Below are 11095 nucleotides of genomic sequence, written 5' to 3'. Positions count from 1 at the left end.
ATGAAGAAATAATCAATTTTTTAGAAGATGTAAATTATGGAATGAATAAACCACAATTTAATCATCTTGCTACAATAATAGAAGGCATTATCAATATTGGTGATAATGTATCCATTTCAAAGATTGCAGAAAATATTGTTAAGGCTAAATATAAAAGCTGTATATCGCGATTGTTAAGTAATTCACCCTGGGATGATGAATTATTTAACAATAATCGTTTAGCCTATATAAAAGAACTATTAAATAATGAACTATGCTCCGATGATATTGGTTTTCTCGCAATTGATGATACTGTCAATCGAAAGGATACTAGAACTAAATCAAGGGTAAAGAATACAAGGTGTATCGTTATCAAGGTAAGGTTGCCCAGACTGATAACAAGATACTTCTAATATCTTTTGAAGTTAGAAAAGATGGATTTATTGTTGATCATCCTTTTTTTCTGTTCATCATCTGGTTTTATATGGTTTAATGCATCCTTCTTATTTTTCTAAATCAATGTATTCTTAACTGCATCCTCAACTGCGGACTTGTTTTCATAAACATAAAACAAACTCTATATACTGTGTCTACATGCCTATAATATATATCTTCAATTCTAATTAACAGAGGGAGGAAGAAATGAAGGTTTTTAATTAAATAAATAAGAGGCTTATGAATAAATTAAAAAAGGGAGAATTAGTATTCTTAGTACAATGAATAGATGAGAAGAAGGGCAAATTATATAAAATTTCCTGGTCTTATTTATATAATCATGAAGATATAAAAGATGTATTCCAAGATACCTTAATAAAGCTATATGAGAATATACATATGTTAAAAAATCTAAATTATTTTGAAACTTGGTATATTAGCATATTGATTAATGAATATATATTTAAAAATAGATGAATTTTATCATTTCATCTACAAACAAAAAATAAGGTTAAGCAAAGAAGAATTTGAAAGATATGAAATGGATGAAGAAAATTTTGAAGAATATTTAATCCCTGGAAAATTATATATAGAAGGACAAAGATATATAGAATATCCGAATATAAAGAGAAATATTAAATTGAGATAATGAGAAGGCCAAAAACCTAAAAGAATAGGTTTTGGTCTTTTGGGGGAGGATGTAAAGGCAACTTAACACACGGAGGAGATCTAATGATATGAATCTATCCTTCTGACATTTAAAATAGTCCGTTATTTTGGAATGAGTATAGAAGACATTTTCATTTATGAGGGGATGAAAATGGAAGATAAATTGAAGAGGAGAAAAGTTAAAAGAAAAGGAAAAGTAATTGGAAAAAGATGAAAGGCTTATGATGATTAAGAATAAAGCAGCTTATTTACAATATTTATATTGGCTATATGTTGGATTGTTACTGTAGTTAAGCAGAATAGGGAATTAAATATTTCTATAACTATTCTACTGCTTGTTATTATTGCTATTATGGAATTGAGTAAATATTATTGAAATAGGAAAATGTATACTATTTAGAGAGGAGGCAAAAATATGAATATTTTAATCAGTGCCTGTTTATTAGGAGTAAATTGTAGATATGATGGAGAAAGTAAGTTCATAGAAAAGATACATTCTTTAAAGGATAAATACCATATGGTTCCCGTATGTCCTGAAATATTTGGCGGATTAGCAACACCACGAGATCCAGCAGAGATAATAGGAAATAAAGTAATCACAAAAAATGGAGAAAATGTAACTGAAAATTATAAAAGAGGAGCTAAGGAGGTCTTAAAGCTTGCCAAATTCTATGGCTGCAAACTAGCCATCTTAAAAGAAAGAAGCCCTTCCTGCGGATATGGGAAAATATATGATGGGACATTTTCTGGCAGATTAACAGATGGTAACGGCATAACTGCAGAATTATTGATTGAAATTGGAATAAGGGTTATAGGTGAGTCGGAAATAGAATCATTGCTCTAATTTATACAACACTGGCAATGGGTTTAGAAAGTGAGTACATTATTTATATTATGTATCATAGTTTATTTTTGCAAATTGAGGGATTAGATTATATAAGAAAATGTAGATGTATTTTGTCACCGATCTAGGTGGATATGACATAGAGGTTTTAAGAGCTTAAAGTAAAAAAGATTTAATAATATATCATTAAAGCAGTAATATTGTTAAAGAGGTTAATCAGATGATTGTTTCTCCTGTGGATTTGTTTAACATACAAGATGGATTATATACTGGAGAATATATTCTTTAACCTGCAAAGGTAGGAGGTAGAATAAATGGATAAAATAGCTGTTGTGTATAAATCCAAATATGGTAGTACTAAAAAATATGCTCATTGGATAGCTGATGATGCAAAAGCAGATTTATATGAGTGTTCCCAGGTGGATATTAATAAATTAATAGAGTATGATACTATTATCTATGGCGGGGGCCTATATGCAAGCGGAATTGCCGGGGTGTCTATTATAACGAAAAACTATAATCTCATAAAAGATAAAAGCATAATAGTTTTCACAGTAGGACTAGCTGATCCTGAAAATAAAGAAATCTTTACTAATGTTATAGAAAAAAACTTTCCATCAGAAGAAATGAGAGAGAGTATTAAATTTTTCCATTTAAGAGGTGGAATCGATTATAAAAAATTAGGAATTATACATAAATCTATGATGGCAATGCTTAAAATTATGCTTTCTAAAAAAGATGCTAGTGAATTATCTAATGAGGATAAAGAATTGTTGGCTACATATGGTGGAAAAATTGATTTTACGGATAGAACCACTATAAAACCTTTAATTACATTTTTAATAGAAAAAAGTTAAAGTTATAATTAAATAAATCATAATACAAATTCACATTATAAAAGGGATAAGTTATTATGTATGAACACAAATTTGTAAAGGTAAAATTGAGCAAAACAGATAAAAGAAAAATTTATATTGATTACTTTTCAATGGATTTGGAATCGCATTATATATGGAGCTTCCAACCAAACCATCGTATGTTATTGCCATTAGGATCTCTTTTCATTCCCCAGTTAGGATTAGTTCCATCATCAACAATGTCTTTCTTTGGTTTAGCAGCCCCATAAGAATCTAATTTTGTTGATTTTGCTGTTACTAAATATATTCGGCATTAATGGGGTGGAAAGCTTTTTGTTTTGAGAAAAAATTTAGTAAAAGCAATGATTTTGAATTATGAAATTTACTCAATAAATGAAAATAGCATGGGTGATTTTCCTTCCATGCTATTTTATTTTTTGTTCCAACCTATAATTATAAGGTTAATTTATAACAAATATCCAACCATAAGTATTTATAATTGGAAAAGGGACCTTCAAGGTGATATAATTTTTATCGGTGCAAAAGACATACAAAATTAAGTTATCTTATATATTAAAGGGTGTAGGTAGTTTAATCAGCGTGGGCTCATCTTCTAAAGATGAAATTATAAATTGAAAGGAGAACTTATATGAAAAGAACTTTTTTACTGTTTTTAGTAGCTGTGCTTATAGTTGGTACATTTGTAGGCTGTACTACTAAAGAGGTCTCAAAAGATGGCGATAATGCTGAAGTAGCCAAAGAAACTGAAGAAAATGAAGTTGAAAATTCCAGTGGGGAAATTCCTGAAATAAGTGTTGCTTGGGGAAAAGATTTACATACTGCAAATCCACACATGGCTTTTGAGAAACCAGAGCTATTTGAAAATAACCCTGTACACTTAAGACCTATAAGCGATAGCAAACTGGAAATGGTTAAGGATGGAGAGGTTATTGCAATTGTAAACTTTGTTCTTGGAGGAAGCGGCTCTGAAAATGTAACTTTAATGTCTCAAGGACACTTGGATGTTGCTTACAGCTCCAGCACAGCTTTTATGACTGGTATTGACCAAGGCTTAGATTGTAGTATACTATGTCCTATTCAAAGTGGGGGAGTATCTATAGTTGCAGATGTTAATGCTGAGTATGATACTTTTGAAGAATTAATTGAATATGCAAAAAATGCAGAGAAACCAATACTAGCTGGTTATCATTCTGCCGTAAGTAGTCCAAGGATTGTATTAGAATATGCATTGAAAGAAGCTGGTCTAAAGGTAGCTGAGGATACATCTGATTTTGAAGCAGATGTAATAATGATAGACTTAAAAGGTTTAAATAATTTAATACCTTCCCTAAGCTCTGGACAAGTTGAGTTATGGGCAGGTCCTATCCCTTATCCTCAAAATGCTGAAGCTCAAGGGGTTGGGAAAATTATTGCAACTCTAGATGAATTACCTGGAGGGAAATGGGTGGACTTTCCATGCTGTACTGTTAATGTTCACAATGACCTAATAAAGAATCATCCAGAAGTAGTACAAGCATTAATTGAAATTACAACAGATATTCATAATTTTGCTCAAAATGAGAGAGAAAAGACAGCAGATATTCTGGCTGGGTTTGTAGGCCTTGATGTAGAAATATTAAAAAATAATGATACAACATACTCTACAGCAATAAGTGAAAATTTTAAAAATGGTATGCGTATCTATTACGAAGCTATGACTGAGATGGGTAAATTTTCAGGTGAATTTTTAGGAAAAGATTTTGATGAGATTAAAGATAGGGTATTTGACTTTTCTTTTAGAGAAAATATATCTGGAAAATAGACCATAAATTTAAGGAATCAAAATATTTGGACATTAGTCCAAATATTTTGATTGTAATATAGATGAACATAAAAGAGAACAAAGTCTTTATATAGTTGAGGTTGATTAATATGATAAAAAATAAAGCAAAAAGAGTGATTTCTTTCATTTCACCAGTCATTATTCCTGTTTTATTTATAATGTTTTGGGAAATATTTGCTAAAAAAATTGGCAATAATGCCGTTCTTCCTCAAGTAACTACAGTTGCTAAACATTTTATAAATATTAATGAGGATGTAATAGGCATAGGGAGCATTCCAAAGAATATTCTATATAGCTTGGTTAGAGTTTTTATTGGATATGTTTTAGCAATTATTGCTGGATTACCATTGGGATTACTAATGGGATATTCTAGAAGAGTTAAGGGTGCATTAAATCTCTTTATAAGTTTATTTCAACCAGTACCAGCAATTGCATGGAGACCGCTGGTGTTAGGATGGTTTGGAGTAATGAGTATTGCTACGGTATTTAACTTAGACTATGGACCAACTTATGCAATTATGGATAACTTTAAATTATCAATGATATTTTTAATATTTTTAAGTGCCTTTTTTCCTATTTGGGGAAATACGATGTTTGGAGTTAGTAATGTTCAAGAAGTATTAGTGGAAAGTGCACAAGTTTTAGGTGCCTCAAAAAGAGATATATTTTTCCATGTATTATTGCCTGGTGCAGGACCTAATATTGTAAATGGGTTAAAATCTGGACTAACAGCGTCCTGGAGCTGTTTAGTCGCTGCAGAGATGCTTCCAGGGAGTATGAGTGGTCTTGGTTACTTGATATCCCATGCATATGAGCTTACCAGAATGGATTTGATAGTAGCAGGAATAATATGCATTGGAGTTATTGGTGCGCTATTTGACTGGATATTTAGTCGTATATCTAGCAAGTATTTTTCATGGCAAAGGCTAGTAAGGTGATGTGAGATGAATAATATAGTTTTTAAACTTAATAATATTGGAAAAGCTTATAATGAAAATAGTAAAAATGAACTGACAGTAATAAAGAATCTGAATTTGGAAATTAAAGAAAATGAGTTTCTTTGTATAGTAGGACCTTCTGGATGTGGAAAATCTACTTTGTTAAGAATTTTGGCAGGTTTGGAATTGCCAACTGAAGGAGAAATTTATTATAGAGATCAGATATTAAAGAAACCAACCAAAGATATTGGTATGGTATTCCAAAACTATTCGCTTATGCCTTGGCTGAATGTTGAAGAAAATATTGCTTTAGGTTTAAAATTTCAAAACATGTCAAAAGAAAAGCAGAAGGAAACGGTTAATGAATATTTAGAGATAATAGGCTTAACCAAATTTAGGACTTCAAAACCATATGAGCTTTCTGGAGGTATGCAGCAAAGGGTTGCAATAGCAAGATCACTTGCTAATAATCCAGATGTATTGTTAATGGACGAGCCCTTTGGTGCCTTAGATGCTTATACAAGAATACAGTTGCAAAAAGAACTGCTAAGAATCTGGGAAAAGCATAAAAAAACTATTGTCTTTATAACTCACAGTGTTGATGAAGCAGTATATTTAGCAGACAGGATAATTCTAATGAGCAAAAATAAGGGGACTATTGAAGTAGATATCAATGTGGACATTCCAAGGATAAGAGATAGAGCAAATCCAAGATATGCCGAATTAAATCAACGATTATTAAATGCATTAGAGGAATTGAATAAGATTGAATGAACTATGCTAAGGGATTAAGCAACCTAATTCCATTACTAAGCTCTGGGCAAGTTGAATTATGGGCAGGCCCTGTTCCTTACCCTCAAAATGCTGAAGCCCAAGGGGTTGGGAAAATTATTGCAACTCTAGATGAACTACCAGGTGGAAAATGGGTTGATTTCCCATGTTGTACTATGAATGTTCATAATGATCTAATAGAAAATTATCCGCAAGTAGTTCAAGCACTGGTACAAGCTACTACGGATATTCATAATTTTGTTCAAAAATATCCACCCCCGGCACTAACTTACTAAGTTATTTCTGCGATAGTGGGATTGTTCTCCCTGTTCCACTTTTTATATTCTCATGAAGATTGCCATGAAGACCCACATTATGCTAATTGGAGCAAAGGACAAATGAAAGTTTATAAGGGTATCAACTGGCGTGTTATGGTATAATAAAAAAATGAATAGGGGAGATTCTCTAAACACTGCATTGCATATTTGGGGATATTTTAAGGATATTGCATCAGACAGGGAAAAGGAGCGTTTTTTTAGTAATATAGAGAAGTACAAAGAAGGGAAAATATCTCTTAGGGCAATTAAAAACAATCTGTGGAAAATGGCTGTAAAATATGATGAGTCCTATCTGTTGAATTCCTATTATTTTAATGAATAAGGTGGGACGGTTCTTCCACTGGTTTTTCTACATCTAATAGAGGAATATCGATGGTTAATTTTTGGACAATGCCGGTTAAAATAATGATGGCAGCTGGACAAAACAAAGTGGTATATGTGTTTATTTCTTGATGGTTAACCATATGTACTAGATGGAATCCAATAATTGCCCCTAAGGGAAAACCAATCCAACGTAAGATCCAAAATATAACCTTATTCCAATTGCCAGTAGCCATGTTGATGCCAATATCAGTAGCTGGACCAGTCAAATGGGTGGTACGATTGATAGGTGTTAGACTTGTAGCGGCATTTTGACTGCCCATAGCCATTGGAAGAATAATAGCAGCTATAGTTATACAATTCCAACAGGTGTGAAAGGCAGCTATGATAATCAGTATACCGGTAAATAACAATCCTCCAGTCAATCCTGATTTTTTGGTTATTTTAGTAGAAACATAAGCTCCTATGATAAAGGCTACTACGACTATGGCTACTTTCATGAAAGTTTTTAGATCTCCTTAAAAGGCCCAGTAGCCTAGAGTAGCTCCTCTTCCTGACATGAAGGAAGACCTTTCATCCAACAAAAGCTCTAATCCAATTGTATCAACCCATCCGGCTACTAGCGTAAGAATGAACCCTACTATATTAATTGGTGTTATTATTTTTATATTTGATTTTTTAAGCATTAGTTATTATCCTTTCATATGTAGTATTCATAACTATATCTTATATAGTTTAGGTTAACATGTCTAGTAGGATCTCAATATGGTATTATAGAAATATATATTATTTTAAAGCATTCAATAAAAAAATACATAAGCAAGTAGAGGTGGGAGCCAAGTGAGTGAAATAATTCGAAAAATTCTTGTTGGGGATTTGTTTTATATTCAAGAATATGAGGAATATTTTTCTGAGATGTCTAAGAGGGGACTTCACTTACAAAAAATAGGCACATTTTTTGCCTATTTTAGAAAGGGAGAACCTCAATTTTTAAACTATAGAATTGACATAGTTAAGCAAAATGAAAAAGAAACAGTAATTGAAAAACATAAACAAGAAGGCTGGAATTTTGTTGGAGGAAGGGATAAATTTTTAATCTTTTGTTCACAGAAGGGTTCTAACTTAAAGGAATTGTACGAAAATCCAGAAAAACAAAGGTTAGCATTAAGTGCTGCAAAAGATGAATTATTAGGTGGTAAGCTCATTAATATTATCCTTATTTTACTTACTATAGCAATTATATATGGGAAAATAAACTTAGCCGGTGGCTTTTATCTTTCTTTAACGAGTATAAGTTCGGTGTTAATGTTTCTAACTCTTGCTTTAATTTCTTTTTTCCGATCTAATAGGGAAAAGTGGGAATTAGGAAAAGTCGAGAAGATATTGGATTCTGGAGAATTTTTAAGACATCAAGGGGATTATTCTTTGATGAAAAGAAGATTTATAATACGGAAAGTTGTTTTATTTATTGTGATAATACTTTTATTCTACAAGGCATACCAAAGCAAAAAAATAGATATTGGTGAAATTGAGAATTTGGAAAGTTTGCCAATGGTCACCATTGCTGATATTGAAAGGATGGATTATCGCCCCGATAGGAGTGGGACTTTTATTAAAGATGATGATTTTGACTATGGAAATATCATCTATAAGGGTTGGAATATTTTGATACCAGAGGATATTAGTCTAATACAGACAGTAATATTGTATGATGAGAATCAAAAGCCAACAAAATACAAACCCCAATTAATAGTGGATTATTATCATACAAGATTTGATTTTATCGCAAGGGGTTTGGAACAGGATATCTTATCAAGGGAAAATGATAGATATACATCAGAACTCCGAGAAATTAAAAGGGAACAGGACTTTAGTTGCTATGGAGTAGAGAAAAAGGATTCAATTGTTTTGTTGTATAGAAAGGGAAAGGAAGTTACATTTATAAATTATCATGATGGAAGGGTTTCTTTAGAAGAGTTGATGAAAAATATTGAAATAAATATTGGTCCCCGGCACTAACTTACTAGCTTATTGCTGGTATTGGGAACAAAAAACTAGTCTATAGACTAGTTTTTTTATTATAGAAGGAGAAAAGGGCATATAGTAATCTTAACTTCCAAGTTGACAGGATGGATAAATTAAGCTATACTAAATTAGTAATTTAGTAGTTTACTAAACTAGTAAATAATTTTGGAGGTAAAAAAATGAAAATACCAACTAATTTGAAACATAAGCCAGTTATTGTTTCTGAAAACTATGAAAATGTTGATGGCAGAAAGGCTTACAATTCTGATGCCAAGGGACTATCCCTAGGCCTTGCCCAGTGGAATGATAGAGGCAACTTAGATATTTCGGCGAAGGTATGGCGCTATACAGGAGAAAAATGGTCTCGTCAATCGGAAGAGTTGCCTATGCATCGTGTTCTTGATCTTGCTATTTTGATATGCAGAACTACTTTATACTTTCAGGAGGCCTATAGACATCCGAAATTATATGATCCTGATAATCCGATGATTGATCGTATTGGTTTGCAAGGGGATGCCATGAGTGTGTCAGTTTGCGAGGACAATCCTATGATCGATGGGGATATTAAATTGTTTTCCCAAGTACTTAGTGATGATGGAGAAATAATTGGAGAACGACTTCGTACATTATCTCGCCTATTAAAGGAAATGGGGTATTAAATTATATATAGGGGAGACTGCAGATCTCCCCTAAATCATATTACGCCTATATAACATAGACTGGCAAACAATTGTACCAGTGAACATATATATCCCCATTTAGAATAATTCTATCGGAATATGGAAACATATCTGTCCAAAGCTGGTCGTAGCCTTTTTTATATCGCCAATCAAATCTATTAAATCGCCTAAAAAGCACTACCTTACCTTGGGTATTTATATAATTCTCTACTAGTTCATTGTGGCTGTTGAAGTAGATCTGTCTTATGGTATCATATTCTTTGGTGCCGATCTTAACTAGATATCTACCGACTATGTCGGAATTATGAGTATCTATATGCTCTTTAGAGAGTTCTCCTTTTTCATTACATTCAATAGTACCTTTTCTTTTCTGAAGTAGTTCTTCACCACAATTGTTTTCTCCAAATCCCCAAAAACTGAGGAAATCGTCATCTAAAAAGGTGGATATCTTCTTAACTCCATTAGAATAATATATGGCTGCTACTGTTTGTAAATGTGTATCTGTAAGGCGTTCAAACATTGTAAATCCATATGTGCTTCCATCTATTCCAACTTCTTGTTCTTCTATTTCTACACATTCTACTCCATGGATGGTGGCCTCTCCTAGGACCTTTATAGTGGTTTCACTAGTTTTTTTCATTATAGGATAGTTATCGAAGTCATAGGTAGCAAAGCTTGACTCTTCACCTAAGCGTGGAATGATAAACCATCCTATATCCTGTTCACATTTGATTTCAAATTCTTCCAAATTAGATTTAGTTATAGTAATCTCTGGCATAATCTGTGGAAAACTTGAGTTTTTCATTATACATTCCCCTTTCATATCCGGTGGATATGGATATATTTCCTTGAAGTTTTGCCTAGCCGTATATAGTCTACTCTTTACTGTACCAACTGGAATATTGAGCATGGAAGCAATGCTTTTTTGATCCATACCCTTGATATAATGCATAGTCAATATCTTTTTATCTTGATCACGAAGGTTTTCTAGGGTATCATCTACTGCGTCTTTGACTGTTATTCCAGCTCTGCTATAGGATTTTTCATAATAGTAGATATTATCTACTGGTATTTCTAGTACTTTAAGCCTGTTTCTATAATAATCATTACATTTATTAGCTGCAATAGACAGCATCCAGGATTTAAATTTTTCCTTAGATTTTAATTTATCAAGGGATCTGTATCCAGTAATCAATACTTCCTGTAATACATCCTCAGCATCATATTTATTTGGCATTTTATAATAAATAAAGCGTTCAATGGAATCTTTACAGCTGCTTAATAGTAGAGCAAACTCATCATTATCCATATCGTCACCTCCCATTCTTTACGTTGAAGTCGACCTCACCCTTATAGACGTAAAAAAATGATGAAAGGTTCATTTTTAAAATATTA

The 11095-nt window shown here is 32.2% G+C and carries 15 protein-coding genes; 12 read left to right on the top strand and 3 right to left on the bottom strand.

What is annotated here, in order from left to right; all coding sequences use genetic code 11:
- The 10 genes from C3E88_RS06390 to C3E88_RS06350 form a co-directional block, all read left to right on the top strand.
- Positions 1-392: hypothetical protein (locus C3E88_RS06390; RefSeq protein WP_236909337.1), on the top strand; the 392-nt coding region annotated here is incomplete at its 5' end.
- Positions 393-699: 307 nt separating this feature from the next.
- Complete coding sequence (locus tag C3E88_RS12495; RefSeq protein ID WP_442870636.1) at positions 700-891, top strand: RNA polymerase sigma factor; 192 nt, start codon at positions 700-702, stop codon at positions 889-891.
- Entirely contained in the window at positions 866-1063 is a 198-nt protein-coding gene (locus C3E88_RS06385) for a hypothetical protein (protein ID WP_236909336.1), read from the top strand. Before C3E88_RS12495 ends, C3E88_RS06385 begins: the two co-directional genes overlap by 26 nt.
- Before the next feature lie 435 nt (positions 1064-1498).
- On the top strand, positions 1499-1927 hold the full coding sequence (locus C3E88_RS06380; protein WP_236909335.1) for a DUF523 domain-containing protein: 429 nt from the start codon (positions 1499-1501) through the stop codon (positions 1925-1927).
- A 314-nt stretch (positions 1928-2241) separates the two neighbouring features.
- A complete protein-coding gene (locus tag C3E88_RS06375) occupies positions 2242-2784 on the top strand; it encodes a flavodoxin domain-containing protein (protein ID WP_236909334.1) in 543 nt (180 codons plus the stop codon).
- A 649-nt stretch (positions 2785-3433) separates the two neighbouring features.
- Positions 3434-4606, top strand: coding sequence for an ABC transporter substrate-binding protein (locus C3E88_RS06370; protein WP_236909333.1), 1173 nt, complete (start codon positions 3434-3436; stop codon positions 4604-4606).
- A gap of 110 nt (positions 4607-4716) precedes the next feature.
- The gene (locus C3E88_RS06365; protein WP_236909332.1) at positions 4717-5565 is read left to right on the top strand and encodes an ABC transporter permease; all 849 of its coding nucleotides are present in this window, start codon (positions 4717-4719) and stop codon (positions 5563-5565) included.
- A 6-nt stretch (positions 5566-5571) separates the two neighbouring features.
- Entirely contained in the window at positions 5572-6339 is a 768-nt protein-coding gene (locus C3E88_RS06360; protein WP_236909331.1) for an ABC transporter ATP-binding protein, read from the top strand.
- Positions 6336-6632, top strand: coding sequence for an ABC transporter substrate-binding protein (locus C3E88_RS06355; protein ID WP_236909330.1), 297 nt, complete (start codon positions 6336-6338; stop codon positions 6630-6632). The genes C3E88_RS06360 and C3E88_RS06355 overlap by 4 nt, the downstream gene beginning before the upstream one ends.
- Before the next feature lie 151 nt (positions 6633-6783).
- Positions 6784-6996 (top strand): YbgA family protein, encoded by a 213-nt coding sequence (locus C3E88_RS06350; RefSeq protein ID WP_236909329.1) that lies wholly within the window; start codon positions 6784-6786, stop codon positions 6994-6996.
- Here the strand turns inward: C3E88_RS06350 and C3E88_RS06345 are convergent.
- Together C3E88_RS06345 and C3E88_RS06340 are read right to left on the bottom strand one after the other, a co-directional pair.
- The gene (locus tag C3E88_RS06345; RefSeq protein ID WP_236909328.1) at positions 6986-7495 is read right to left on the bottom strand and encodes a DUF1275 family protein; all 510 of its coding nucleotides are present in this window, start codon (positions 7493-7495) and stop codon (positions 6986-6988) included. The two genes, C3E88_RS06350 and C3E88_RS06345, sit on opposite strands and share 11 nt — an antisense overlap.
- Positions 7496-7513: 18 nt before the next feature.
- Complete coding sequence (locus tag C3E88_RS06340; RefSeq protein ID WP_236909327.1) at positions 7514-7681, bottom strand: hypothetical protein; 168 nt, start codon at positions 7679-7681, stop codon at positions 7514-7516.
- Positions 7682-7835: 154 nt separating this feature from the next.
- On the opposite strand from C3E88_RS06340, the gene C3E88_RS06335 reads away from it, so the two are divergent.
- The gene (locus C3E88_RS06335) at positions 7836-9014 is read left to right on the top strand and encodes a DUF2812 domain-containing protein (RefSeq protein WP_236909326.1); all 1179 of its coding nucleotides are present in this window, start codon (positions 7836-7838) and stop codon (positions 9012-9014) included.
- Positions 9015-9199: 185 nt separating this feature from the next.
- A complete protein-coding gene (locus C3E88_RS06330) occupies positions 9200-9679 on the top strand; it encodes a DUF6530 family protein (RefSeq protein WP_236909325.1) in 480 nt (159 codons plus the stop codon).
- Positions 9680-9725: 46 nt separating this feature from the next.
- Here C3E88_RS06330 and C3E88_RS06325 read toward each other — a convergent pair whose 3' ends face one another.
- Positions 9726-11009: an RNA polymerase sigma factor gene (locus C3E88_RS06325; protein ID WP_236909324.1), complete on the bottom strand. Its 1284-nt coding sequence runs from the start codon at positions 11007-11009 to the stop codon at positions 9726-9728.
- Positions 11010-11095: the final 86 nt, after the last annotated feature.

Origin of the sequence: Clostridium sp. Cult3 (assembly GCF_021655115.1) — a bacterium.
GTDB lineage: Bacteria > Bacillota > Clostridia > Tissierellales > Tepidimicrobiaceae > PPXY01.
The sequence above is the reverse complement of the archived record's forward strand: the minus strand, read 5'-3'. Positions and strand labels throughout refer to the sequence as shown.

Coding starts and splice junctions, on each gene's coding strand:
- C3E88_RS06340 (WP_236909327.1), bottom strand. CDS start 7,681: ATGCTTAAAAAATCAAATATAAAAATAATAACACCAATTAATATAGTA.
- C3E88_RS06355 (WP_236909330.1), top strand. CDS start 6,336: ATGAACTATGCTAAGGGATTAAGCAACCTAATTCCATTACTAAGCTCT.
- C3E88_RS06330 (WP_236909325.1), top strand. CDS start 9,200: ATGAAAATACCAACTAATTTGAAACATAAGCCAGTTATTGTTTCTGAA.
- C3E88_RS06325 (WP_236909324.1), bottom strand. CDS start 11,009: ATGGATAATGATGAGTTTGCTCTACTATTAAGCAGCTGTAAAGATTCC.
- C3E88_RS06350 (WP_236909329.1), top strand. CDS start 6,784: ATGAATAGGGGAGATTCTCTAAACACTGCATTGCATATTTGGGGATAT.
- C3E88_RS06365 (WP_236909332.1), top strand. CDS start 4,717: ATGATAAAAAATAAAGCAAAAAGAGTGATTTCTTTCATTTCACCAGTC.
- C3E88_RS06385 (WP_236909336.1), top strand. CDS start 866: ATGAATATATATTTAAAAATAGATGAATTTTATCATTTCATCTACAAA.
- C3E88_RS06375 (WP_236909334.1), top strand. CDS start 2,242: ATGGATAAAATAGCTGTTGTGTATAAATCCAAATATGGTAGTACTAAA.
- C3E88_RS06360 (WP_236909331.1), top strand. CDS start 5,572: ATGAATAATATAGTTTTTAAACTTAATAATATTGGAAAAGCTTATAAT.
- C3E88_RS06380 (WP_236909335.1), top strand. CDS start 1,499: ATGAATATTTTAATCAGTGCCTGTTTATTAGGAGTAAATTGTAGATAT.
- C3E88_RS06345 (WP_236909328.1), bottom strand. CDS start 7,495: ATGAAAGTAGCCATAGTCGTAGTAGCCTTTATCATAGGAGCTTATGTT.
- C3E88_RS06370 (WP_236909333.1), top strand. CDS start 3,434: ATGAAAAGAACTTTTTTACTGTTTTTAGTAGCTGTGCTTATAGTTGGT.